Origin of the sequence: Pseudomonas baetica, assembly GCF_002813455.1 — a bacterium.
Lineage (GTDB): Bacteria > Pseudomonadota > Gammaproteobacteria > Pseudomonadales > Pseudomonadaceae > Aquipseudomonas > Aquipseudomonas baetica.
Genome location: NZ_PHHE01000001.1, coordinates 4,019,194 through 4,042,580 on the forward strand (window position 1 = coordinate 4,019,194; position 23,387 = coordinate 4,042,580).

21 protein-coding genes are annotated in these 23,387 nt (G+C 59.9%); 10 read left to right on the forward strand and 11 right to left on the reverse strand.

Annotated features, from left to right (window positions below; genetic code table 11):
• Positions 1-97 precede the first annotated feature (97 nt).
• From choV to ATI02_RS18445, 3 genes are all read right to left on the reverse strand, one after another.
• On the reverse strand, positions 98-1,276 hold the full coding sequence (gene choV / locus ATI02_RS18435; RefSeq protein WP_100847005.1) for a choline ABC transporter ATP-binding protein: 1,179 nt from the start codon (positions 1,274-1,276) through the stop codon (positions 98-100).
• The gene (choW, locus tag ATI02_RS18440) at positions 1,273-2,118 is read right to left on the reverse strand and encodes a choline ABC transporter permease subunit (protein ID WP_095187101.1); all 846 of its coding nucleotides are present in this window, start codon (positions 2,116-2,118) and stop codon (positions 1,273-1,275) included. The genes choV and choW overlap by 4 nt, the downstream gene beginning before the upstream one ends.
• A 66-nt stretch (positions 2,119-2,184) precedes the next feature.
• Positions 2,185-3,129 (reverse strand): choline ABC transporter substrate-binding protein, encoded by a 945-nt coding sequence (locus ATI02_RS18445; protein WP_100847006.1) that lies wholly within the window; start codon positions 3,127-3,129, stop codon positions 2,185-2,187.
• 436 nt (positions 3,130-3,565) lie between these two features.
• Here ATI02_RS18445 and ATI02_RS18450 point away from each other — a divergent pair, with 436 nt between their 5' ends.
• The gene (locus ATI02_RS18450; protein WP_100847007.1) at positions 3,566-4,942 is read left to right on the forward strand and encodes an L-serine ammonia-lyase; all 1,377 of its coding nucleotides are present in this window, start codon (positions 3,566-3,568) and stop codon (positions 4,940-4,942) included.
• Positions 4,943-5,491: 549 nt separating this feature from the next.
• The gene (gene gbdR, locus ATI02_RS18455; protein ID WP_007949927.1) at positions 5,492-6,595 is read left to right on the forward strand and encodes a choline metabolism transcriptional regulator GbdR; all 1,104 of its coding nucleotides are present in this window, start codon (positions 5,492-5,494) and stop codon (positions 6,593-6,595) included.
• 105 nt (positions 6,596-6,700) lie between these two features.
• Here the strand turns inward: gbdR and ATI02_RS18460 are convergent, their stop codons facing one another.
• The 5 genes from ATI02_RS18460 to ATI02_RS18480 form a co-directional block, all read right to left on the reverse strand.
• The gene (locus tag ATI02_RS18460) at positions 6,701-6,964 is read right to left on the reverse strand and encodes a hypothetical protein (protein WP_095187104.1); all 264 of its coding nucleotides are present in this window, start codon (positions 6,962-6,964) and stop codon (positions 6,701-6,703) included.
• 256 nt (positions 6,965-7,220) lie between these two features.
• Positions 7,221-7,697, reverse strand: coding sequence for a thioesterase family protein (locus ATI02_RS18465; RefSeq protein ID WP_100847008.1), 477 nt, complete (start codon positions 7,695-7,697; stop codon positions 7,221-7,223).
• A gap of 128 nt (positions 7,698-7,825) precedes the next feature.
• Positions 7,826-8,791: an L-carnitine dehydrogenase gene (locus ATI02_RS18470; protein WP_095187106.1), complete on the reverse strand. Its 966-nt coding sequence runs from the start codon at positions 8,789-8,791 to the stop codon at positions 7,826-7,828.
• Between the two features lie 157 nt (positions 8,792-8,948).
• On the reverse strand, positions 8,949-9,821 hold the full coding sequence (gene cdhC / locus ATI02_RS18475) for a 3-dehydrocarnitine:acetyl-CoA trimethylamine transferase CdhC (RefSeq protein WP_167394881.1): 873 nt from the start codon (positions 9,819-9,821) through the stop codon (positions 8,949-8,951).
• Positions 9,822-9,896: 75 nt separating this feature from the next.
• A complete protein-coding gene (locus tag ATI02_RS18480) occupies positions 9,897-10,841 on the reverse strand; it encodes a choline ABC transporter substrate-binding protein (protein ID WP_100847009.1) in 945 nt (314 codons plus the stop codon).
• 207 nt (positions 10,842-11,048) lie between these two features.
• On the opposite strand from ATI02_RS18480, the gene ATI02_RS18485 reads away from it, so the two are divergent.
• Positions 11,049-11,993 (forward strand): GlxA family transcriptional regulator, encoded by a 945-nt coding sequence (locus ATI02_RS18485; RefSeq protein WP_095121415.1) that lies wholly within the window; start codon positions 11,049-11,051, stop codon positions 11,991-11,993.
• Positions 11,994-12,131: 138 nt separating this feature from the next.
• Here the strand turns inward: ATI02_RS18485 and ATI02_RS18495 are convergent, their stop codons facing one another.
• Positions 12,132-12,548, reverse strand: a complete 417-nt coding sequence (locus tag ATI02_RS18495; protein ID WP_095187109.1) for a DUF3010 family protein — start codon at positions 12,546-12,548, stop codon at positions 12,132-12,134.
• Between the two features lie 79 nt (positions 12,549-12,627).
• Between ATI02_RS18495 and ATI02_RS18500 the strand changes: the two genes are divergently transcribed.
• A complete protein-coding gene (locus tag ATI02_RS18500) occupies positions 12,628-13,608 on the forward strand; it encodes an IS5 family transposase (RefSeq protein WP_100845114.1) in 981 nt (326 codons plus the stop codon).
• A gap of 211 nt (positions 13,609-13,819) precedes the next feature.
• Here ATI02_RS18500 and ATI02_RS18505 read toward each other — a convergent pair whose 3' ends face one another.
• Both ATI02_RS18505 and ATI02_RS18510 read right to left on the reverse strand, forming a co-directional pair.
• Positions 13,820-14,839, reverse strand: a complete 1,020-nt coding sequence (locus tag ATI02_RS18505) for a hypothetical protein (protein WP_100847011.1) — start codon at positions 14,837-14,839, stop codon at positions 13,820-13,822.
• A gap of 65 nt (positions 14,840-14,904) precedes the next feature.
• Positions 14,905-15,306 (reverse strand): lysozyme inhibitor LprI family protein, encoded by a 402-nt coding sequence (locus tag ATI02_RS18510; protein ID WP_100848476.1) that lies wholly within the window; start codon positions 15,304-15,306, stop codon positions 14,905-14,907.
• A gap of 234 nt (positions 15,307-15,540) precedes the next feature.
• On the opposite strand from ATI02_RS18510, the gene ATI02_RS18515 reads away from it, so the two are divergent.
• From ATI02_RS18515 to etfB, 6 genes are all read left to right on the forward strand, one after another.
• A complete protein-coding gene (locus ATI02_RS18515; protein WP_100847012.1) occupies positions 15,541-16,518 on the forward strand; it encodes a dipeptidase in 978 nt (325 codons plus the stop codon).
• Positions 16,519-16,596: 78 nt separating this feature from the next.
• Positions 16,597-17,127: a DUF5943 domain-containing protein gene (locus ATI02_RS18520; protein WP_005792152.1), complete on the forward strand. Its 531-nt coding sequence runs from the start codon at positions 16,597-16,599 to the stop codon at positions 17,125-17,127.
• Positions 17,128-17,142: 15 nt separating this feature from the next.
• A complete protein-coding gene (dgcA, locus tag ATI02_RS18525; RefSeq protein WP_100847013.1) occupies positions 17,143-19,203 on the forward strand; it encodes a dimethylglycine demethylation protein DgcA in 2,061 nt (686 codons plus the stop codon).
• Between the two features lie 155 nt (positions 19,204-19,358).
• Positions 19,359-21,308, forward strand: a complete 1,950-nt coding sequence (dgcB, locus tag ATI02_RS18530) for a dimethylglycine demethylation protein DgcB (protein WP_100847014.1) — start codon at positions 19,359-19,361, stop codon at positions 21,306-21,308.
• A complete protein-coding gene (etfA, locus tag ATI02_RS18535) occupies positions 21,308-22,528 on the forward strand; it encodes an electron transfer flavoprotein subunit alpha (RefSeq protein WP_100847015.1) in 1,221 nt (406 codons plus the stop codon). Before dgcB ends, etfA begins: the two co-directional genes overlap by 1 nt.
• 9 nt (positions 22,529-22,537) lie before the next feature.
• Positions 22,538-23,308: an electron transfer flavoprotein subunit beta gene (gene etfB, locus ATI02_RS18540; RefSeq protein ID WP_100847016.1), complete on the forward strand. Its 771-nt coding sequence runs from the start codon at positions 22,538-22,540 to the stop codon at positions 23,306-23,308.
• The last annotated feature ends 79 nt before the right edge of the window (positions 23,309-23,387 follow it).

Consider the following 23,387-nt stretch of genomic DNA (forward strand, 5'->3'; position numbering starts at 1 on the left):
GGCCTTTGGCCGCAACGGTGTTGCATGATCGTTCCCACGCAGAGCGTGGGAACGATCACGCCGCGATCCTCTCGCGGCGTTTTTGTGTCTGCGGTACTTACCCCAGGTTCTTGCCCAGCAACGCGTGATACAGCTCGCTGTCGCCCAGGATCCCCACCACATGATTGTTATCGTGCAGCACCAGTTTGTTGCCGGTCTGATAACGAATCTGCAACGCATCACGCATGCCGATATTCGAGTCCACCAGCGTCGGCCGACGCTCCAGCCCTTCGACGGCTTGCCCCGGTGCCCAATTCTGCAAGTCGAGGGCCGCGCCGTTCTGTCGCGCGCCTTTGATGGTGTTGCCTTCGGCCAGGTCCAGCCACGAATCGCCGCCCGGATCGAGGCATACCGAGCCGTTGATGCGTTTGCACTTGTCCAGCGTGCGCATCAGGCTGCGCCCGCACAGTACGTTGAGTGGATTGGTGTGGGCGACGAAGGTGCGCACATAGTCGTCCGCCGGGTTCAGCACGATCTCTTCCGGCACGCTGTACTGGATGATCCGCCCGTCTTTCATGATCGCGATGCGGCTGCCGAGTTTCAGTGCCTCATCGAGGTCGTGACTCACGAAGACAATGGTTTTGCTTAGCTTGCGTTGCAGTTCCAGCAGTTCATCCTGCAGGCCTTGGCGGATCAGCGGGTCGAGTGCCGAGAACGGCTCGTCCATCAGCAGAATGTCGGCGTCCATCGCCAGCGCCCGGGCCAGCCCCACGCGTTGCTGCATACCGCCAGAGAGTTCGTCGGGTTTCTTGTTGCGCCACTGGGTCAGGCCCACCAGTTCGAGTTTCTCGTCGACCAGCTTGCGCCGTTCCTTCTCCGGGCGACCCTGCATTTCCAGACCGAAGCTGATGTTCTCGCGCACCGTCAGCCAAGGCATCAATGCGAACTTCTGGAACACCATGGCGATGCGTTTGGTGCGCATCATTTTCAGCTCGGCAGGCGTACAGGAAGCGATGTCGATCTGGCGGTTTTCATGCTCGACAAACAGCTTGCCGCGACTGACAGTGTTGAGGCCGTTGATGCAGCGCAGCAGGCTCGACTTGCCGGAGCCGGACAGGCCCATCAGCACGCAGATTTCGCCTTTGTTGATGTCCAGACTGGCCTTTTCCACACCGACAATCTGACCGGTCTTTTTCAGGATCTCGTTACGGGTCATGCCCTGATCCAGCAGCTTGAGCGCCTCGCGTGGATCCTTGGAGAAGATTACGTCGACGTCTTCGAAGCGAATTATGCTCATGCGTCACCCCCTACTTTAGCGTCGGGTTGTTTGCAGATACGGTCGAGCATGATCGCCAGCAGTACGATCGCCAGGCCCGCTTCGAAGCCCAGGGCGATATCAGCAGTGTTCAGTGCGTTGACCACCGGTTTGCCGAGTCCGTCGGCGCCCACCAGTGCCGCGATCACCACCATCGACAACGACAGCATGATGCACTGGGTGATGCCGGCAGCGATGCTCGGCATGGCGTGAGGCAGTTCGATCCGTGAGAGCAATTGGCGACGCGAGCAGCCGAAGGCCTTGCCGGCGTCCATCAGTTCTTGCGGGACATCGCGGATGCCCAGGTAGGTCAGGCGGATCGGCGCCGCGATGGCGAACACCACCGTGGAGATCAGGCCCGGCACCACACCCAGCCCGAAGAGGGTCAGGGTAGGAATGAGGTACACGAAGGTCGGTACGGTCTGCATCAGATCGAGTACCGGACGCATCACCGTGTAGAACATCGGTTTGTGCGCGGCGACGATGCCCAACGGCACGCCGATGACCACGCAGACCAGGGTCGCGAACATGACCTGGGCGAGGGTTTCCATGGTTTCCTGCCAGTACCCCAGATTGAGGATCAGCAGAAAGGACACAATCACAAAAACAGTCAGCCCCCATTTGCGCTGGATGAAATGCGCGAGCAGGGCAATGAGGCCGATCAAGACAAAAGGGTTGAACCAGGTGAGCGCAAACGTCACGCCGTGGATCATCGTTTCCAGTGTCACGGCGATTGCGTCGAAAGTGTTGGCGCCGTGTTGCGTCAACCATTCAACGAAGCCCGCGATGTACTGGCCTAAAGGTATTTTCTGATCAATCAGCATGGTAGTGAACGTCCGCATGCAAGGAAATAAACAGCCCGGGGGAGCTGGCTCCCCCGGCATAAACGATTACTGCAGTTTGGCTTTCACGGCCTCCAGGCCAGGCTTACCGTCAATGGTGGTCACGCCAGCGAGCCAGGTATCGAGCACCTGTGGATTCTTTTTCAGCCAGGCCTTGGCGGCCGCGTCAGGCTTCATCTTGTCGTCGAGGATGTTGCCCATCAGTTCACTTTCCATGTCGACGGTGAACTCCAGGTTCTTCAGCAACTGGCCGACGTTGCTGCATTCGGTGGTGTAACCCTTGCGGGTGTTGGTCGCCACTGTCGCGGCACCGAAATCAGGGCCGAAGAATTCGTCACCACCGGTCAGGTACTGGATCTTGAAGCGCTTGTTCATCGGGTGCGGCGCCCAGCCGAGGAACACCACTTCGGTGCCACGGCGAGAAGCACGGTCAACCTGCGAGAGCATGCCCGCTTCGGAGGATTCGACGACTTTGAAGCCGGCGGTTTTCAGGCCGAAGGCGTCCTTGTCGATCATGCTCTGGATCAGACGGTTGCCGTCGTTGCCAGGCTCGATGCCGTAGATCTTGCCGTCGAGTTCTTTCTTGAATTTGGCGATGTCGGCGAAGTCATGCAGACCTTTGTCGTACAGGGCTTGGGGTACGGCGAGGGTGTACTTGGCGCCCGTGAGGTTGGTGCGCACGGTTTCCACGGTGCCGGCGTCGCGGTAGGCCTTGATGTCGTTTTCCATGGTCGGCATCCAGTTGCCGAGGAACACGTCCATGTTCTTGCCGTCGGCCAGCGACTTGTAGGTCACGGGCACGGAGATCATGGTGGTCTTGGTCTTGTAGCCGAGGGCGTTGAGCACGACGGAGGTGGTTGCGGTGGTCGCGGTGATGTCGGTCCAGCCGACATCGGAGAAGTTAACGGTACTGCACTGCGCCGGTTCTGCGGCTTGAGCCAGTAACGGCAGACTCAGCATGGCGGCCAACAACAACGACGGGGAACCTTTCATGGATGGACTCCTTGGTGTTTTTTTTGGCAGTGTTCCGACTGTGGACCACCGCACTTATAGGTTGCGGTTGGATGGCGTTCTGGAGACAGCTCTACCACGGCGCCTTGCAATCGAGTCATAACGATCATGTACCAGTGAAAATCTGACGCCTACAGGGGGCGTCGTATCCAGTACAGGGATGGTCGCATCCAGTGTCAGTGACGTCGTTTACAGCTTTTTTTGGCCCCGTATGGCCATCTGAACCGCATAAAAACGGCGAAAACCGGGGACGAAAGCGCTACGGCGTTAGTGGGCATGAGTGCGTCGGTGTCAGACGCCGTGCGACCTGACAAAAGCCTGATGATGCCGGCATTCCGGCGGATCGCAGCTTGAGCGTAGCAGCTCCGCCAAGGGGCGCTTCACGCCCCGGATCGGCATTCTCAGGAGCTCTGCAGCAATGGCTATCAGCGTTTTCGACCTGTTCAAAATCGGCATCGGCCCTTCCAGTTCCCACACCGTCGGGCCAATGCGCGCCGCGGCATTGTTTGTCGAGTCGCTTCGCAGCAAGCATCAGTTGGAGCACGTGCGCCGTATCGAAGTGCAACTGTTCGGTTCGCTGTCGGCCACCGGCATCGGGCACGGCAGCGACAACGCGGTGATCATGGGCCTGATGGGCGAATGGCCGGACGCCATCGACCCTTCGCAGATCGGCCCGCGCATCCAGGCTTTGCGTGAAACCCACACCCTTCTTCTGGATGGTCGCCTGTCGGTGCCGTTTGTCTGGGCCCGCGACATGCGTCTGATTGACGAAAACCTGCCGTTTCACCCCAACGCCATGACCCTGGTTGCCGAAGGCGATCACGGTGAGTTGCATCGCGACACCTACTATTCAGTCGGCGGCGGTTTTGTCGTAGATGAGGCGCAGGCGTCCAGCGGTGTGGTCGATCTGGATCGCACCGAGTTGCCTTATGACTTTTCCAGCGCCGTCGAGCTGCTGGAGCTGTGCAAAAACAACAACCTGCGCGTTGCCGAATTGATGATGGCCAACGAGAAGGTCTGGCGCAGTGAAGAAGAGATTCGCGCCGGATTGATGAAGCTGTGGCGGGCGATGCAGGATTGCGTTGAGCAGGGCCTCAAACACGAAGGCATCCTGCCCGGCGGTTTGAATGTGCGGCGGCGTGCGGCGAAGTTGCATCGCAGCCTTCAGGAATTGAACAAGCCCAATGTGATCGGCTCGACCCTGAGTGCGATGGAGTGGGTCAACCTGTTTGCCCTCGCCGTGAATGAAGAAAACGCTGCCGGCGGGCGCATGGTCACGGCACCGACCAACGGCGCGGCGGGGATCATTCCGGCGGTGTTGCACTACTTTATGAAGTTCAGCGAAGCGGTCACCGACGCCAACGTAGTCGACTACTTATTGGGCGCGGCGGCGGTGGGGATTCTGTGCAAGAAGAACGCTTCGATCTCCGGCGCCGAAGTCGGTTGTCAGGGCGAGGTCGGCTCGGCCTGCGCGATGGCGGCGGCGGGGCTGGCGGAGATTCTTGGCGCCACGCCGGAGCAGTTGTGCAACGCGGCGGAAATCGGCTTGGAGCATAACCTCGGGCTGACTTGCGATCCGGTCGGCGGATTGGTGCAAGTGCCGTGCATCGAGCGCAATGCGATTGCGGCGGTGAAAGCGATCAACGCGGCGCAAATGGCCTTGCGTGGTGATGGTCAGCATTTCATCTCGCTGGATCGGGTGATCCGCACCATGCGTGATACCGGGGCCGACATGCATGACAAATATAAAGAGACCTCGCGGGGTGGGTTGGCGGTTAGTGCGGTTGAGTGCTGAGTCAGCAGCACCGAGTTGAATTCTTCGCGAGCAAGCCCGCTCCCACAGTAGATCTCCAGTGAACACAAAATGTGTGAACGCCAGGGTCCAATGTGGGAGCGAGCCTGCTCGCGAAGGGGCCAGACCAGTCAAAACTGCTCACCAAGTGAACACGGTAATCAAACACGCCACCTTTTAGCGCGTCGCAATCAGATAAGAGTTTTTCCCACCTGTAACAGGCAATCAGCACACCCTACCGTCCGTCACCCGTGCCTTGGGTGACACTCCCCCGCAAACTGCGCGCAGGCCCGTTCCCACAAGTGCTACCGATTTGCTCACAGGCAACGGAGCAGGGCATTCGCCATCGCTGATGGCACTTCGAAATGCTTTTCGTCGGACGTCTCGAATAGACACGTCGCGACGTCGTTTTCAGGAGTTATTGAACGGCCATTCAATTTTAGGCATGGCAATTGCTCTGTCATAACAAAGCCCGTCTCCCGCATGAGCACGCGGCAATAACAAGAGCCTCCGCCTGAGGCCATCACCCGCTTTGTGTGAGGAGATACCGCGATGACGTCGTTCAACTCCGGGGCCCAACCCCAGAACCGTGCGCCTCAATCCATCGGCTTTCTGCTGCTGGACAATTTCACGCTTATTTCTCTGGCCTCTGCGGTTGAACCGCTACGCATGGCCAACCAATTGTCCGGTCGCGAGCTGTATCGCTGGAGCACCCTTACCGTCGATGGCGGTCAGGTGTGGGCCAGTGACGGTCTGCAAATCACCCCCGACGCCTCCATGCACAAAGCGCCGCCGCTGGACACCGTGATCGTCTGTGGTGGCATCGGCATCCAGCGCACCGTTACCCGTGAGCACGTCTCGTGGCTGCAAAGCCAGGCGCGCCAGTCGAAGCGTCTCGGCGCCGTGTGTACCGGCAGTTGGGCGCTGGCCTGCGCCGGCCTGCTCGACGGGTTCGATTGCAGCGTGCACTGGGAATGTCTTGCGGCGATGCAGGAAGCTTTCCCGCGCGTTGCGATGAGCACTCGCTTGTTCACCCTCGACCGTAACCGTTTCACCAGCTCCGGCGGCACCGCGCCGCTGGACATGATGCTGCACCTGATCAGCCGCGATCACGGCCGTGAACTGTCCGCCGCGATCTCCGAGATGTTCGTCTACGAGCGCATCCGCAATGAACAGGATCACCAGCGCGTGCCGCTCAAGCACATGCTCGGCACCAACCAGCCGAAGCTGCAGGAAATCGTCGCGCTGATGGAAGCCAATCTGGAAGAGCCGATCGATCTGGACGAGCTGGCAGTGTACGTCGCCGTGTCGCGTCGCCAGCTCGAGCGCCTGTTCCAGAAATACCTGCACTGCTCGCCGTCCCGCTACTACCTGAAACTGCGTCTGATCCGCGCCCGGCAACTGCTCAAGCAGACGCCGATGTCGATCATCGAAGTGGCTTCGGTGTGTGGTTTCGTGTCGACGCCGCACTTCTCCAAGTGCTACCGCGAATACTTCGGCATTCCGCCGCGTGACGAGCGCGTCGGTTCCAATACGACGCAGCAAGTGGCGATGTTGCCGCTGCCGCAGGCGATCGTGATGTCGCCGCTGTCGGGGCCGATGTCGGCGTTGAGCCAGGCGCGGAACGAGTCGACGTTTGCCAGTGTAAGGCTGTAGAGCGAGTCATCGTTCTTCGCGAGCAGGCTCGCTCCCACCTTTAACCGAGTTCTTCCATGAGAATTCTGTCAAATGTGGGAGCGAGCCTGCTCGCGAATGGATTTATCAGGCGCTATGGCTTTGCTGGTACTCCGCTAACGCTGGCAACAACTGTTTGTCGATCGCCTGACGCACCGCCGGCTGAATGCTCGCGCCGCTGGTGTACATGTCCTTGACCATCTTGCGCAGCTCAGACGCGCGAACGTTATCCAGCCCACGCACCGCACACTCACAGGCCTGCTCGGCCGTGGAGCCGCTCGGCACTTGAAAACCCAGTGACTTGAGCTGGCCCAACAGATCTTCCTGGTCAATCAAATCGGCGTACATCATCACGCAAATCCTTCTTCGGCATCGGAGGTCGTTGCTCGATTCTGGTAGTCGCGTGCGGTGACGGCAAGGGCGATTTGTCGCAGTGGCTGAGACGACTATGAACAGGTCGTTTTCGGCTAACTCGTCAGGGAGGGGAGTCGGCACACTGGACTCAGCTCGCTTTACGAAGGTTTGGTCACCCTCGCCGCGCAAGCTCCTCAAAGGTATGTTCGCCCCGATCCAGTCACGGCTGGTATCGGGTTTTTTTTGCCTGCGTTTATCGCGGTGCCGGCAGCGCGATCACGCGGCCGATGTAAGCCGGGGCGGGCAGGTCGGCCTGCTCGGCGACGATGGCTTGCAGGCGGCTGAGGGTGTCGGTACTGAAAGGCGCCGAACGCGGGCCTGCGAGGTCGACGTGGAGCAACATTTGCTCGTTGCCGGCCAGTTCCTGCTGATCTGCGACCTTGTGCAGGCTGTGATAGAGGTGCAGGCGTTTGCTGTCGTGGCCGATGATTTGCGTGCGCACTTCGACGGCGGTGTCGAGCTTTACCTCGTGCAGGTAATTGAGGTGCAGTTCCAGGGTGAACAGCGAGTGGCCGCTGGCTTCGCGGTTGCTGCTGTCCATGCCGAGACGGTCCATCAGGGCGTCGGTGGCGTAGCTGAAGATCAGCAGGTAGAAGGCGTCGCGCAAGTGGCCGTTGTAGTCGACCCAGTCGGGGATGATGGTGGTTTGGTAGGTGGTGAGGCTGGGCATGGTATCTGGTCCAACATAAGTGGTGTCTGGGCCGCCGTCTTCGCGAGCAGGCTCGCTCCCACAGGGGATTGCATTCCAAATGTGGGAGCGAGTCTGCTCGCGAAGGGGCCGGAACGGCTGAGCAAGGCCTACTCGTTAAAACGCATCCCATGCTTTTCCTTGGTCGCCTTCACCGCTTCCAGTACCGCCAGCAGGCAATCATCACGATAGCGCTCCAATGCTGAAATACTACGTTCGCCCAACTGCTCGCTGGTGCCAGCCACCACGTCATCAATCAACTTGTCAGTCAGCTCCGGCGCCGGCAGATAGGTCCACGGCAATTGCAACGCCGGGCCGAATTGCGACATGAAATGGCGCATCCCGGCATCACCACCGGCCAGCGTGTAAGTCAAAAACGTACCCATGAATGACCAGCGCAAACCGGCGCCAAAGCGGATCGCATCATCGATCTCGCCGGTAGTCGCCACACCGTCGTTGACCAGGTGCAGCGCCTCGCGCCACAGCGCTTCGAGCAGACGGTCGGCAATAAACCCCGGCACTTCCTTGCGTACATGCAGCGGGCGCATGCCGAGGGATTCGTAGACGTTCATCGCCGCTTGCACGGCCTCGGGCGCGGTGTTTTTGCCGCCGACTACTTCGACTAGAGGCAGCAGGTACACCGGGTTGAACGGATGCCCGACCACGCAGCGCTCGGGGTGGGTCGAGCTCTCGTAGAACTCGCTCGGCAGCAGGCCCGACGTGCTGGAGCCGATCAGTGCGTTGGGTTTTGCCGCTGCACTGATTTTGCTGTGCAGCTCAAGCTTCAGTTCCAGCCGTTCCGGGGCGCTTTCCTGAATGAAATCGGCATCACGTACGCATTCTTCGATGGTCGCGACAAAGCGCAGGCGATCTTGTGACGCCCCCGGCGCCAGACCGTTTTTCTCCAGCGCACCCCAGGCATTGGCCACGCGTTTGCGCAGGGCCGCTTCAGCGCCGGGCGCCGGATCCCAGGCCACGACATCGAGGCCGTGGGCGAGGGCGCGAGCCACCCAGCCGCTGCCGATGACACCGCTGCCCAGCGCGGCGAAGGTTTTGATTTCGGTGATAAAGCTCATGGCGACATTCCTGAATAGTTCGGCGATCAACTGTGGGAGCGAGCCTGCTCGCGAAAGCGGTGGCTCTGCTGATGAAGATGCTTCGGATGTACGGGCCTCTTCGCGAGCAGGCTCGCTCCCACAGGGTTTTGAGGTGAGTTCGTTCAGCCGCGCTGGGTCAGGCCCATTTCTTGCGGCCTTCGGCAGGCGTGAGTACGCGCGCGCCGAGGCGGCTGAGGATCTCGGTGGCGCGCTCAACGAGTTGGCCGTTGGTCGCCAGCACACCCTTGTCCAGCCACAGGTTGTCTTCCAGGCCGACCCGCACGTTGCCGCCGAGCAACACCGCTTGCGCGGCCATCGGCATCTGCATCCGACCGATGCCGAACCCCGCCCACACCGCGTCAGCCGGCAGGTTGTCGACCATGGCTTTCATGGTGGTGGTGTCGGCCGGCGCGCCCCACGGGATGCCCAGACACAGCTGGAATAGCGGGTTATCGAGCAAGCCTTCCTTGATCATCTGCTTGGCAAACCACAGGTGACCGGTGTCGAAAATTTCCAGTTCGGCTTTAACGCCCAGCTCGGTAATGCGCTTGGCGCCCGCCCGCAGCTGCGCCGGGGTCGAGACGTAAATGGTGTCGCCATCGCCAAAGTTGAGGGTGCCGCAATCGAGCGTGCAGATTTCCGGCAGCAGCTCTTCAACGTGAGCCAGGCGAGTCAGCGGGCCGACCAGATCGGTATTCGGGCCGAACTCCATCGGGTTCTCGCCGGCGCCGATCTCCAGGTCGCCGCCCATGCCGGCGGTGAGGTTGACGATGATGTCGACGTCCGCCTCGCGGATGCGCTCCATCACTTCGCGGTACAGCGCCACGTCACGGCTGAACTTGCCGGTCTGCGGATCGCGCACATGGCAGTGCACGACGGTGGCGCCAGCCTTGGCCGCTTCCACGGCGGCGGCGGCGATCTGTTTCGGGGTGACCGGCACGTGGGGGCTCCTGGCGGTCGTGTCGCCAGCACCGGTGAGTGCGCAGGTGATGATGACGTCGTGATTCATGGTGCGGTTTCCTTCAGGCGTGATGGGTCTGTCCGCAGCCCTTGGCGGGCTGCGAAGCGGGGATTCAGGGGGGATTTACTGGCTGGTCAGTTGCAGGTTCTCTGCGGCCGGTTTGCCGTCAAACGTGGTCACACCTTCGAGCCAGCGCTGCTTGTCTTCGGGGTGATCCTTGAGCCATTGCTTGGCCGACTCAAAGGCATCCTTGTGATCGAGCAGCGGCTGCATCATCCGGCTCTCGTCTTCGGCGGTGAACGTCAGGTTAGTCAGCAGACGACCGATGTTCGGGCACTGCTCGGCGTACTTCGGCGAGGTCACGGTCCACACGGTGGCCATGCCTTCGTTCGGGCCCAGGGCATCGTCGCTACCGGTGAGGTAGGTCATCTTGACGTTGACGTTCATCGGGTGCGGCGCCCAGCCGAAGAACACCACGGCCTCTTTGCGGCGCACGGCGCGATCGACGGCGGCGAGCATCCCGGCCTCGCTGGACTCGACCAGCTGGAACTTGCCGAGGCCAAACTGGTTCTTGCTGATCATCGCCTTGATTTGGGTATTGGCGCCCGAACCCGGCTCTATGCCATAGATCTTGCCGCCCAGTTCTTTTTCGAATTTGGCAATGTCGGCGAAGGTTTTCAGGCCCTTGTCGGCCAGATACGTCGGCACGGCGAGGGTGGCGCGGGCGTCCTTCAGGCTCGGTGCGTCGAGGACTTTGACCTGATTGGCGTCGACGAACGGGGTGATGGTCTGGGTCATCAGCGGGTTCCAGTAGCCGAGGAACAGGTCCAGACGCTGGTCGCGAATCCCGGCGAAGATGATTTGCTGGGACGCGCTGGTTTGTTTGGTGCTGTAGCCGAGGCCGTCGAGCAGCACTTGGGTCATGGCACTGGTGGCGATCACGTCGGTCCAGTTGACCACGCCCATGCGTACGTTCTGGCAAGACGCGGGTTCGGCCGCCATGACGCTGGCGCTCAAGAAAGCGGTACCGCTGAGTGCAAGAACACAGCTGCTGATCAGTCGTTTCATGTCGGGTTCCTCGGCAGGTCGTTTATTGTGGTTTCCGGCATCTGATGCGCCGGTGATGCCAAGTTACGCAGCAATGCCCCCGTGAAAGCGCACTGCGGCGACTGGCATTTGCACTGTAGCGACCTGTGCGCTTGAACGCTGACGACAATCGGCGTATCAACGATCCACGCTACCCTCCCTTTCGTTACCCGCGAATCGAGTGCGCACATGTCCCAGGATTTCTACTTCTTGCTGATGCCGGGCTTCTCCGCCATCGGCTTCATCTCTGCGATCGAACCGCTGCGCGTGGCCAACCGCTTTCGTGGCGAGTTGTACCGCTGGCATGTGCTGAGCGCTGACGGCGGGGCGGTGCTGGCGAGTAACGGCATGTCGGTCAACGCCGACGCGGCGCTGGAGCCGCTGAAGAAAGGTGCGACGTTGTTGGTGGTGGCCGGCTTCGAACCGCTGAAGTTCGCCACCCCGACGCTGGAGCATTGGCTGCGCCGTCTCGATAACGAAGGCGTGACCCTCGGCGCCATCGACACCGGCAGCTTCGTCCTCGCCGAGGCCGGCCTGCTCGACGGCCATCGCCTGACCCTGCACTGGGAAGCCATCGACGCCTTCAAGGAATCTTATCCACAGCTCAGCGTGACCCAGGAGCTGTTCGAGATCGACCGTCGACGCATCACCTCGGCCGGTGGCACGGCGTCCATCGATTTGATGCTCGACCTGATCGCCCAGGCCCACGGCCCGCAACTGGCGATCCAGGTCAGCGAGCAGTTCGTGTTGGGGCGCATCCGTCCACGCAAAGACCACCAACGCATGGAAGTCGCCACGCGCTACGGCATCAGCAACAAGAAGCTGGTTCAAGTGATTGGCGAGATGGAGCAGCACAGCGAACCGCCGCTGACCACGCTGCAACTGGCGGAATCGATCAAGGTGACGCGGCGGCAACTGGAGCGCTTGTTCCGGCTGCATCTGAACGATACGCCGAGCAATTTCTATCTGCGCTTAAGGCTGGAAAAGGCCCGGCAGCTACTGCGCCAGACCGACATGAGCGTGCTCGAGGTCAGCATCGCCTGTGGTTTTGAATCACCGTCCTACTTCACCCGCAGCTATCGCGCACGGTTCGCCCGTTGTCCGAGAGAAGACCGCCGTACCGCCCAGGCCTGAATGGATCACACAAATCCAACTGTGGGAGCGAGCCTGCTCGCGAATGCGGTGTTTCATTCAACACCAATGTCGACTGACAGATTGCATTCGCGAGCAGGCTCGCTCCCACAGTTGGTTTGTGTCGTCTGGAAAATCGGATTACTTCTTCACCAACGCCGAACACGCCGCTTTGTAAGCCTCATGCTGATACTTGTTCAGCGTCGCCGGCAGCTCGAAGTTGTGCTTCTTGGCCTGCGCATTGATCGTCTGCGGCGACAACAACGTCACCTCGCAACCATCGAGCAGCTGAAATACGCCTTCAATCTTGAAGGTCGTCGGCCCACCGGCAAACTCGCCCTTCTTGCTGCGCTTCTTGATCGCAATCCGGTCAATCGAGTTCTCCCGCACAAACGACGCCACCTGCGCGGCGAAGCGTTTGACGTTGGCCGCCTCGTCGTCATCGTCCAGGGCGATTTTCTTGGTGCTGAGGGCGACGTGACTCAGGGTCGAACCGTCGAGAGCGGCCACGGCGATGATCGCTTCGCTGCCTTTGATTTCGATGCCGCAGATGTTCATGTGAATCCCTTTAGGGAAACTCTGAAGAAGACTTCCTGATTTTGGCAAAATACCGGGACTCCACCCGCCGAGCTTTCCGATGAAACAGATGACCTTCGCTGACGCCGAGTACGCAGGCAAGCGTAAGCAGACCCGCAAAGAGTTGTTCTTGATCGACATGGATCAGGTGGTGCCGTGGAACGGCTTGATCAAACTGATCGAGCCGTTCTACCCGAAGGGTGAAGGCGGTCGTCCGGCTTATCCGTTGATGACGATGCTGCGTGTACATTTGATGCAGAACTGGTTCGGTTACAGCGATCCAGCGATGGAGGAAGCGCTGTACGAGACCACCATCCTGCGGCAGTTCGCCGGGCTGAATCTGGAGCGTATTCCCGACGAAACCACCATCCTCAACTTCCGCCGACTGCTGGAGAAACACGAGCTGGCTGCCGGCATCCTGGCCGTGATCAATGGCTATCTGGGTGACCGAGGGTTGTCGTTGCGCCAAGGCACCATTGTCGATGCCACGCTGATCAATGCGCCCAGCTCGACCAAGAACAAGGACGGTAAACGCGATCCAGAAATGCACCAAACCAAGAAGGGCAACCAGTACTATTTCGGCATGAAAGCGCACATCGGTGTGGATGACGAGTCAGGTCTGGTGCACCGCGTGGTGGGCACAGCCGCCAACGTGGCGGATGTCACTCAGGTGGACAAATTGCTGCACGGTGCGGAGAACGTGGTCTGCGCCGATGCCGGTTATACCGGCGTCGAGAAACGTACCGAGCATGATGGGCGCGAGGTGATCTGGCAGATCGCGGCACGCCGCAGTACTTACAAAAAGCTGGGTAAGCGTAGCGCTCTATACAAAGCCAAGCGCAAGATCGAGAAGGCCAAGGCCCAGGTGCGCGCCAAAGTCGAGCACCCGTTTCGGGTGGTCAAGCGCCAGTTCGGTTTTGTGAAAACGCGCTTCCGTGGCCTGGCCAAAAACACCGCGCAACTGGTGACGCTATTCGCGCTGTCGAATCTGTGGATGGCACGCCGACATTTACTGACGAGTACAGGAGAGGTGCGCCTGTAATGTGGGAAATGACCGTTGCGAGGTGCTCGCGGCGGCTAAAAGCGCAGAAATACGCGGATGATCTGATCGTTTTGGTCGATTCGCCGTTTTCAAAATCAGCGGAGGCTGAAGTCAGCCAGAAAAGCGTGACTACTTCAGACCATCCTTAGATGAAGGTGCCAGGCACCGCGATAATTATGGAAATGAACCAAGGTATGAAAGCTGTGTGAGATCACCATTGGAAAAGTGAATCCCAACGTGTTTGTGCACGGCTTTTATAATTTCCAATAATGTCTTGTTCAAGCTTTCCTTCGGAAGGGAGCAGATTTCCTTCCGCTAATAGGGACTCGTGTAGAAATAGAATGGACGCTGAAAACTTTCCTTTACATGCATTTGTAAAGCCACGTCGTTTTGACTTTGGCATGCATAGGTAGGTGTGGGCGACAAATCTTCTCAGATGGTTTTCCGTGTTTTTATTTGCGCTTTCGAGATTGCTCCATGAACTATGAGCCAAGCTGTTTCTGACAGCTCTTAAGAGATCAAGACCATCGAGTGTGGCTTGGGACAAGGTTCCAGCTTTATCCAGGGCGTCGATTTTATTGGAAAGTGACGGGAATGAACCCTGCCTGATCGTCAATGAAATATTGTGTTCTCGAATAATTGAATCTAGAACACCTTCGATTAAGAGTGTGCTTGAGTTTGCCGTCTTTAGTGCATCGTTTTTATGAACGATACCGCCAGCTCGAGTCAAGGACTCCAAGTCTACTCCATGAGTAGTCAGAGCTTTTTCAGAAGTTTCTGCCAGTATAAAAATAGTATCAGTCGAAATGCTTTCTAGCTGTTGGATGTAGCTCTTAAGAATTTTAGTTATTTTTGAGTGTGCCTGGAGGAAATCTTCTTGAATAAATAGTATTTTGGGGGAGTTTGCTATTCTTTTGAGGCTGACGAGTGGGAGGCTTGGTAAGCGAGCGCTCTTGTCTTCATGTCCTTCAAATTCCAGTCTTTCGAGCGTTAAATATTTTTTGTGCAGGAAAAAACTGATGATCTTAAGGAACGCTTTGGTCTCCGTCTCGTCCAGCGTCAAGATCGGCGTTTTATCTACACAAACGAAAGAGTATGTTTTTAGAGACGCTGGGATCAGTCTAAGGCTGTTTGCGGGTTTTGCATGGCTCAGCAGTCGATCTATTCGATCCGTCTCACTAATTCCGGATTGATGAAAGAGTGCGTCTTCGAGAATATCTTCCTGTTCCATTTTTAGTTAAATCGTTCCTGAAATAATAAAGTCACCGCTTACAACGATATACGGAATGAGGAGAGTCACTCCTGCCCGATCGACTCCAAAAATTCCGACCGTTCATCACTCATCCGCGCCACGCAGTCATTCTGCGCAATCTTGAACGCCTTGCTGCCGTCGGTGGCCGGGAACGCTTCCACCGCGCAATCGGCATCCCGCGTCTTCAGCCACTGCTGCTGAGCTGTCTTCAGTTTGGCGGTGATATCTGCCAGTTGCGTCGGGTTCTTGCCGTACGCCGTCTGCATGCGTTCGTTGAGGCTGGCGTAGTTGTCCTTGAGCAGGTCTTCGGCGGCGGTGCGGCTGTAGGTCGAGCATTCCAGGGTCTGGACGTCGTTTTCCACCGCGTCGCACGGGTTGTTGTCGGACTCTTCGGCGGCGTGTACGCCGGTCGCAATCAGTGCCAAAGCCAGGAAGATCGATTTCATTGATGTCGCTGCTCTAATCCAGTGGTGTTTCCAGGTTGCGGGAGATTCTGGCTCAAGCTGGCGGGCTTGAACAGGTGGCCGGTCGGGTCGCTTGATGACCCTTTGTCGCGGATTGACGCTTTCGGCAATTCCCCTGTCGTTTTTGCACCCGGTCGCCCCGGCACCGAGGCATATGCTGGCCCCAAAGCGCCGGCAGACGATTCGGCGCATGAATCGCCAATAAGGGGACGCCTGATGAGCCCAGCCGAATTACACGCCGACAGCATCGTTATCGACGGTCTGATCATTGCCAAATGGAACCGCGAGCTGTTCGAAGACATGCGCAAGGGCGGTCTGACGGCGGCCAACTGCACGGTGTCGGTGTGGGAAGGCTTTCAGGCGACCGTGAACAACATCGCTGTCAGCCAGAAGCTGATCCGCGACAACAGCGACCTGGTAATGCCCGTGCGCACCACCGCCGACATCCGCAAAGCCAAGGAACAGGGCAAGACCGGCATCCTTTTCGGCTTCCAGAATGCCCACGCGTTTGAAGACCAGATCGGCTATGTCGAGGTGTTCAAGCAGCTCGGCGTCGGCATCGTGCAGATGTGCTACAACACCCAGAACCTGGTTGGCACCGGTTGCTACGAGCGTGACGGCGGCCTGTCGGGCTTTGGTCGCGAGATCGTTGCCGAGATGAACCGTGTTGGCGTGATGTGCGACCTGTCCCACGTCGGTTCCAAGACGTCCGAGGAAGTCATCCTCGAATCGAAAAAACCGGTCTGCTATTCCCACTGCCTGCCGTCGGGTCTTAAAGAGCACCCGCGCAACAAGTCCGATGAAGAGCTGAAGTTCATTGCCGACCACGGCGGTTTTGTCGGCGTGACCATGTTCGCGCCGTTCCTCGCCAAGGGCATCGACTCGACCATCGACGATTACGCCGAAGCCATCGAATACGTGATGAACATCGTCGGCGAAGACGCCATCGGCATCGGCACCGATTTCACCCAGGGCCATGGCCAGGACTTCTTCGAATACCTGACCCACGACAAGGGCTATGCCCGCCGTCTGACCAGCTTCGGCAAGATCATCAACCCGCTGGGCATCCGCACCGTCGGCGAGTTCCCGAACCTGACCGAAACCCTGCTCAAGCGCGGCCATTCCGAGCGTGTGGTGCGCAAGATCATGGGCGAAAACTGGGTCAACGTCCTGAAAGACGTCTGGGGCGAATAAGCCACCGCACTGCTGAATCCTTTCCCCCGGCCGTCCGCGCCGGGGGCAACAAACCGAATTTTCTGGAGTTAAGTTTCCATGGCCAAGATCGCCCCGCAATTGCCAATCGAAGTCGACAGCGAAACCGGTGTCTGGACCTCCGACGCCCTGCCAATGCTCTACGTGCCGCGCCACTTTTTCGTCAACAACCACATGGGCATCGAGGAAGTGCTGGGCGCCGACGCCTACGCCGAAATCCTCTACAAGGCCGGCTACAAATCCGCCTGGCACTGGTGTGAAAAAGAAGCCGAATGCCACGGCCTGGAAGGCGTCGCGGTGTTCGAGCACTACATGAAACGCCTGTCGCAACGCGGCTGGGGCCTGTTCAAGATCCAGGACATCGACCTCGACAAAGGCACCGCCAGCGTCAAGCTCGAACACTCGGCGTTCGTCTACGTCTACGGCAAGGTCGGGCGCAAGGTCGACTACATGTTCACCGGTTGGTTTGCCGGGGCCATGGATCAGATTCTTGAGGCGCGCGGCAGCAAGATTCGCACGGTTGCCGAGCAAGTCTACGGTGGCTCCGAAGAAGGCCACGACGACGGCCTGTTCACCGTCAAGCCGTTGTAAGTCGAGGAACCCGCCATGGCTTTCGAAGCAATGTTCCAGCCGATCCAGATCGGCAAACTGACCATCCGCAACCGCGTGCTCAGTACCGCGCACGCCGAGGTCTACGCGACCGACGGCGGCATGACCACCGATCGCTACGTCAAATACTACGAAGAGAAAGCCAAGGGCGGCATCGGCCTGGCGATTTGCGGCGGCTCCTCCAGTGTGGCCATCGACAGCCCGCAAGGCTGGTGGAAGTCGGTCAACCTGGCGGACGACCGGATCATCCCGCACTTCCAGAATCTGGCCGACGCCATGCACAAGCATGGCGCCAAGATCATGATTCAGATTACCCACATGGGCCGTCGCTCGCGCTGGGACGGCGAACATTGGCCGACCCTGCTGTCGCCGTCAGGCATCCGTGAGCCAGTACACCGCGCGACCTGCAAAACCATCGAGCCGGAAGAAATCTGGCGGGTGATCGGCAACTACGCCACCGCTGCCGCGCGCGCCAAGGCCGGTGGTCTGGACGGCGTTGAACTGTCCGCCGTGCACCAGCACATGATCGACCAGTTCTGGAGCCCGCGCGTCAACAAGCGTACCGATGAATGGGGTGGCAGCTTCGAGAACCGCATGCGTTTCGGCCTTGAAGTGCTCAAGGCTGTGCGCAAGGAAGTCGGCGACGATTTCTGCGTCGGCATTCGTCTGTGCGGGGACGAGTTCCACCCGGACGGCTTGTCCCACGAAGACATGAAGCAGATCGCCAAGTATTACGACGACACCGGGATGATCGACTTCATCGGCGTGGTCGGTTCGGGTTGCGACACCCACAACACCCTGGCCAACGTAATCCCCAACATGAGTTATCCACCGGAGCCGTTCCTGCACCTGGCTGCCGGTATCAAGGAAGTGGTCAAGGCCCCGGTGCTGCACGCGCAGAACATCAAGGACCCAAACCAGGCCACGCGCATTCTCGAAGGCGGTTACGTCGACATGGTCGGCATGACCCGCGCGCATATCGCTGACCCGCACCTGATCGCCAAGATCAAGATGGGCCAGATCGACCAGATCAAACAGTGCGTCGGCGCCAACTACTGCATCGACCGCCAGTATCAAGGGCTGGATGTGCTGTGCATCCAGAACGCCGCGACCTCCCGTGAATACATGGGCGTGCCGCACATCATCGAGAAGTCCACGGGCGTCAAACGCAAAGTGGTGGTGGTCGGCGCCGGTCCGGCCGGGATGGAGGCCGCGCGTGTTGCGGCCGAACGAGGCCACGACGTGACCCTGTTCGAGAAAAAAGAATTCATCGGCGGGCAGATCACCACGGCGTCGAAAGCACCACAGCGTGACCAGATTGCGGGTATCACCCGTTGGTTCCAGCTGGAACTGGCGCGGCTGAAAGTCGACCTGCGCCTGGGCACGGCTGCCGACGCGGCGACCATCCTCGATCTGCGTCCGGACGTGGTGGTGCTGGCGGTGGGCGGGCATCCGTTCCTTGAGCAGAACGAACACTGGGGCGCCGCCGAAGGGCTGGTGGTCAGCAGCTGGGATGTGCTCGACGGCAAGGTCGCGCCGGGCAAGAACGTGCTGGTCTACGACACCATTTGCGAGTTCACCGGGATGTCGGTTGCCGACTTCCTCGCCGACAAGGGCAGCCAGGTCGAGATCGTCACCGACGACATCAAACCGGGCGTGGCCATCGGCGGTACGTCGTTCCCGACCTACTACCGCAGCATGTACCCGAAAGAAGTGATCATGACTGGCGACATGATGCTGGAGAAGGTCTACCGCGAAGGCGACAAACTCATCGCCGTGCTGGAGAACGAATACACCGGCGCCAAAGAGGAGCGGGTGGTCGATCAAGTGGTGGTGGAAAACGGCGTGCGCCCGGACGAAGAGCTGTATTACGGGCTCAAGGACGGTTCGCGCAACAAGGGCCAGATCGATATTGATGCCTTGTTCGCGATCAAGCCGCAGCCTTCGCTGAGCACCACCGGAGACGGCTACTTGCTGTTCCGCATCGGCGATTGCGTGGCGCAGCGAAATACCCACGCTGCGATCTACGACGCCCTGCGGTTGTGCAAAGACTTCTGAGGGCTTGCACATGACCCCTGTGGGAGCGGGCTTGCTCGCGAATGCATTCTGTCAGTTCTAAATGAGCTGACTGATCCAGCGCTTTCGCGAGCAGGCCCGCTCCCACAGTAATGCAGACCGTGTTTCTCCAGGCTGTACTGGTGGGAGCTTCACCTATGTTGAACACCCTTCTTCCAATCCTGTTGTTCGCCGCCCTGGGCCTTGGTGTCCTCGGCGCGTTGCGGCGGGTAGCGATGTGGCGCCGGGGCCGGGCCTCGAAGGTCGATCTGATCGGCGGCCTGTTCGCCATGCCCAAGCGCTACATGGTCGACTTGCACCATGTGGTGGCGCGGGACAAATACATCGCCAACACCCACGTGGCCACGGCCGGCGGCGCGGTGGCGTCGATTGTGCTGGCGATTCTGGTGCACGGTTTCGGCCTGCATAACCGCATCCTCGGTTACGCCTTGCTGCTGATGACAACCGTGATGTTCGTCGGTGCGATCTTTGTTTACCTGCGTCGGCGCAACCCGCCGGCACGGTTGTCGAAAGGCCCGTGGATGCGCTTGCCGAAAAGCCTGCTGGCGTTCTCGGCGTCGTACTTTCTGGTGACCTTGCCGGTGGCCGGAATCCTTCCGGAAAACTTCGGCGGCTGGATACTGGCGGTGATTCTCGGCGTCGGTGTGCTGTGGGGTGTGTCGGAGTTGTTCTTCGGCATGACCTGGGGCGGGCCGATGAAGCACGCCTTTGCCGGTGCCCTGCACCTGGCCTGGCACCGTCGCGCCGAACGTTTTGGTGGCGGTCGTTCCTCCGGTTTGAAACCGCTGGATCTCAACGATCCCTCCGCGCCGCTAGGCGTGGAAAAACCCAAGGATTTCACCTGGAACCAGTTGCTCGGTTTCGACGCTTGCGTGCAGTGCGGCAAGTGCGAAGCGGCGTGCCCGGCCTTCGCTGCCGGCCAGCCGCTGAACCCGAAGAAACTGATTCAGGACATGGTCGTCGGCCTCGCTGGCGGCACCGATGCCAGCTTCGCCGGTAGTCCCTATCCGGGCAAGCCTGTGGGCGAACACAGCGGCAATCCGCATCAACCGATCGTCAACGGTCTGGTCGATGCCGAAACCCTGTGGTCGTGCACCACGTGCCGCGCTTGCGTCGAGGAGTGCCCGATGATGATCGAGCATGTCGACGCCATCGTCGACATGCGCCGTCACCTCACGCTGGAAAAAGGCTCGACGCCGAACAAGGGCGCCGAAGTCCTGGAAAATCTTATCGCCACCGACAACCCCGGCGGTTTCGCCCCGGGCGGGCGGATGAACTGGGCGGCGGATTTGAACCTCAATCTGCTCAGCGAAAAGAAATCCACCGACGTGCTGTTCTGGGTCGGCGACGGCGCTTTCGACATGCGCAACCAACGCACCCTGCGTGCGTTCGTCAAAGTGCTGAAAGCAGCGAAAATCGACTTCGCTGTGTTGGGCCTGGAAGAGCGCGACAGCGGAGACGTTGCTCGTCGTCTGGGTGATGAAGCCACCTTCCAGTTGCTCGCCAAACGCAACATCCAGACCTTGGCCAAATACAGTTTCAACCGCATCGTCACCTGCGATCCACACAGTTTCCATGTGCTGAAAAACGAATACGGCGCGTTCGATGGCAACTACCTGGTGCAGCACCACAGCACTTACATGGCGGAAATCATCCAGGCCGGCGCGCTCAACCTCGGTCAGCACAAAGGCAACAGCGTGACCTATCACGATCCGTGCTACCTCGGCCGCTACAACGGTGAGTACGAGGCGCCGCGTGAAGTGCTGCGTGCGCTGGGTATCGAAGTCAAAGAGATGCAACGTTCGGGCTTTCGTTCGCGCTGCTGCGGCGGCGGTGGCGGGGCGCCGATCACCGACATTCCGGGTAAACAGCGAATTCCTGATATGCGCATGGAAGACATCCGCGAAACCGGTGCCGAACTGGTGGCCGTGGGTTGTCCACAATGCACGGCGATGCTCGAAGGCGTGGTTGAACCACGTCCGCTGATCAAGGACATCGCCGAACTGGTGGCCGACGCGCTGCTAGAAGACGCCGCACCAGGCAAGCCGACTATGCCGGCCAAACGTGAACCTGCGGAGGCCCACTGATGAGCGACATTATCCGCCGTGACCCGCGCGCCGAATGGATTGCCCGCAACCGTCTGCATCCGCTGCACGCGGCCATGCAACCGGCGCAACACAGCTGGATGGGGCCCAACGGCGTCATCCGCAAGAACCTGCACGGCATCGGTTTCATTGGCCCCAACGGCCTCAAACGCATTGACCGCAGCGGCGCGCAGCAGGGTGGGGCGGTCAAACGCTCGGCCACGGTTGAAGTGCAACTGCCGTTGCATCAGGTGCCGGCCCCGGCGTTCTACATCAACGTGGTGCCGGACATGGTCGGCGGCCGCTTGAGCAGCCACGACCGCGACTTGCTCGGCCTCGCGCATCAACTGGCCGGCAAGGACGGCGCGGTGTTGGCCGTGGTCTTCGGCGAGCACAAGGAAAACGCCTTCGCCACCGCAGGCGTCGATCGCTTGCTGGTGCTGGAGGGCGAAGCATTCAGCGGTTATGCACCGGAGCAACGCGTGCAAGGTTTGCGCGCTGTGGATAACCAGTTCAGTCCACGTCACTGGCTGCTGCCGGACAGCCGCAGCGGTGGCGGTGAACTGGGTCGGCGCTTTGCTGCGGCATTGGGCGAGCGCCCGGCGACCCGCGTGTGGCAGGTCAAGGATCAGGAGTGCATCGGCCGCGCTGGCGCGGGCCTGCAGGATTTGGCCCGTCCGGTTGCGCGGTTGATTCTGGCCTCGGCCGAATGTGCGGAACCTGTCAGTGAAACCCGTCACGAAGCGCTGCCCGTGGAGTTATCCACAAGTGTCGCGCGCAGCTTGTCGCGGATCGAAGATCTCGGTGCAGTGGCCGTCGATCCGGCAGCGATTCCGATGGCCGAGGCCGAGTTCATCTTCTCCGGCGGCAACGGCGTCAAGGACTGGGCGCTGTTCCACCAGACTGCCGCCGCATTGGGCGCCACCGAAGGCGCCTCGCGGGTGGCGGTGGACGATGGCTTCATGGCGCGTGATCGGCAGGTCGGCGCGTCCGGCACCTGGGTCACCGCGCGGGTGTATGTCGCGGTGGGTATTTCCGGGGCGATCCAGCATCTGCAAGGCATTGGAGCGTGCGACAAGGTGGTGGCGATCAACCTCGATCCGGGTTGCGACATGATCAAACGCGCCGACCTGTCGGTGATCGGCGAGAGCGCGGAGATTCTTCAAGCCTTGATCGCGGCGGTTGAGGCTTACCGCAACGACGCCAAGCGCGATGCGGCTTAAGGAACGGCTATGAACACAAAAATCATCACTTTGGTTTCAATCGGCGCCCACCCGACCTCCGGCCGGCCACGTCGCGCCGAACAGGACGCACGCGCCGTGGAGCTGGGCCTGCAACTGGCTGGGGATAACCTGCAAGTGCTGCACGCCGGGGATGTTGCCGAGCCCGCATTGCGCGCCTATCTGGGCATGGGGCTGGAGCAGATGCATGTGCTGGAGCAACCGGCGGGCGCAGATGCATTGCCGGCGCTGACCGCGTATCTACGTGATGCCGGTGCGCAGGTGGTGCTGACCGGTAGCCAGGCGGAAACCGGTGAAGGCTCGGGGATGTTGCCGTTTCTGCTGGCCGAAGGGTTGGGCTGGCCGCTGGTGGTCGGGTTGGCCCAGGTCGAGTCGATCAATGACGGTTCGGCGCTGGTGCTGCAAGCGTTGCCGCGCGGGCAGCGGCGGCGGTTGAGGGTGAAGTTGCCGTTTCTGGCGACTGTGGATAACGCAGCTCCCAAGCCTCGGCAGAGTGCTTATGGGCCGGCACGTCGCGGCGTGCTGAATGCCGAAGATGTGCAAGTGCTGGACGATGAATTGCTCGCAGTAGCGACATTGCAACCGGCCAAGCCTCGGCCGAAACGCTTGAAAGTGATCAAGGCCAAAAGTGGTGCTGACCGGATGAAGGCAGCTACGGCCAAGGCCAGTGGCGGTGGCGGGCAAGTGCTCAAGGGCGTTTCCGCACAGGCCGGCGCTGAAGCGATTCTCAAACTGCTGATCGAAGAAGGCGTCGTCCGTTAGCCATCATCTTCCAGGCCTGAGCAATCCCAGTGGGAGCGAGCCTGCTCGCGAAGGCGGACTGTCAATTGATACATGTGTC

What these genes read in the sequence shown, in the direction of transcription:
- choV (WP_100847005.1), bottom strand. Translation starts at nt 1,276, where the DNA reads ATGAGCATAATTCGCTTCGAAGACGTCGACGTAATCTTCTCCAAGGAT.
- choW (WP_095187101.1), bottom strand. Translation starts at nt 2,118, where the DNA reads ATGCTGATTGATCAGAAAATACCTTTAGGCCAGTACATCGCGGGCTTC.
- ATI02_RS18445 (WP_100847006.1), bottom strand. Translation starts at nt 3,129, where the DNA reads ATGAAAGGTTCCCCGTCGTTGTTGTTGGCCGCCATGCTGAGTCTGCCG.
- ATI02_RS18450 (WP_100847007.1), top strand. Translation starts at nt 3,566, where the DNA reads ATGGCTATCAGCGTTTTCGACCTGTTCAAAATCGGCATCGGCCCTTCC.
- gbdR (WP_007949927.1), top strand. Translation starts at nt 5,492, where the DNA reads ATGACGTCGTTCAACTCCGGGGCCCAACCCCAGAACCGTGCGCCTCAA.
- ATI02_RS18460 (WP_095187104.1), bottom strand. Translation starts at nt 6,964, where the DNA reads ATGATGTACGCCGATTTGATTGACCAGGAAGATCTGTTGGGCCAGCTC.
- ATI02_RS18465 (WP_100847008.1), bottom strand. Translation starts at nt 7,697, where the DNA reads ATGCCCAGCCTCACCACCTACCAAACCACCATCATCCCCGACTGGGTC.
- ATI02_RS18470 (WP_095187106.1), bottom strand. Translation starts at nt 8,791, where the DNA reads ATGAGCTTTATCACCGAAATCAAAACCTTCGCCGCGCTGGGCAGCGGT.
- cdhC (WP_167394881.1), bottom strand. Translation starts at nt 9,821, where the DNA reads ATGAATCACGACGTCATCATCACCTGCGCACTCACCGGTGCTGGCGAC.
- ATI02_RS18480 (WP_100847009.1), bottom strand. Translation starts at nt 10,841, where the DNA reads ATGAAACGACTGATCAGCAGCTGTGTTCTTGCACTCAGCGGTACCGCT.
- ATI02_RS18485 (WP_095121415.1), top strand. Translation starts at nt 11,049, where the DNA reads ATGTCCCAGGATTTCTACTTCTTGCTGATGCCGGGCTTCTCCGCCATC.
- ATI02_RS18495 (WP_095187109.1), bottom strand. Translation starts at nt 12,548, where the DNA reads ATGAACATCTGCGGCATCGAAATCAAAGGCAGCGAAGCGATCATCGCC.
- ATI02_RS18500 (WP_100845114.1), top strand. Translation starts at nt 12,628, where the DNA reads ATGAAACAGATGACCTTCGCTGACGCCGAGTACGCAGGCAAGCGTAAG.
- ATI02_RS18505 (WP_100847011.1), bottom strand. Translation starts at nt 14,839, where the DNA reads ATGGAACAGGAAGATATTCTCGAAGACGCACTCTTTCATCAATCCGGA.
- ATI02_RS18510 (WP_100848476.1), bottom strand. Translation starts at nt 15,306, where the DNA reads ATGAAATCGATCTTCCTGGCTTTGGCACTGATTGCGACCGGCGTACAC.
- ATI02_RS18515 (WP_100847012.1), top strand. Translation starts at nt 15,541, where the DNA reads ATGAGCCCAGCCGAATTACACGCCGACAGCATCGTTATCGACGGTCTG.
- ATI02_RS18520 (WP_005792152.1), top strand. Translation starts at nt 16,597, where the DNA reads ATGGCCAAGATCGCCCCGCAATTGCCAATCGAAGTCGACAGCGAAACC.
- dgcA (WP_100847013.1), top strand. Translation starts at nt 17,143, where the DNA reads ATGGCTTTCGAAGCAATGTTCCAGCCGATCCAGATCGGCAAACTGACC.
- dgcB (WP_100847014.1), top strand. Translation starts at nt 19,359, where the DNA reads ATGTTGAACACCCTTCTTCCAATCCTGTTGTTCGCCGCCCTGGGCCTT.
- etfA (WP_100847015.1), top strand. Translation starts at nt 21,308, where the DNA reads ATGAGCGACATTATCCGCCGTGACCCGCGCGCCGAATGGATTGCCCGC.
- etfB (WP_100847016.1), top strand. Translation starts at nt 22,538, where the DNA reads ATGAACACAAAAATCATCACTTTGGTTTCAATCGGCGCCCACCCGACC.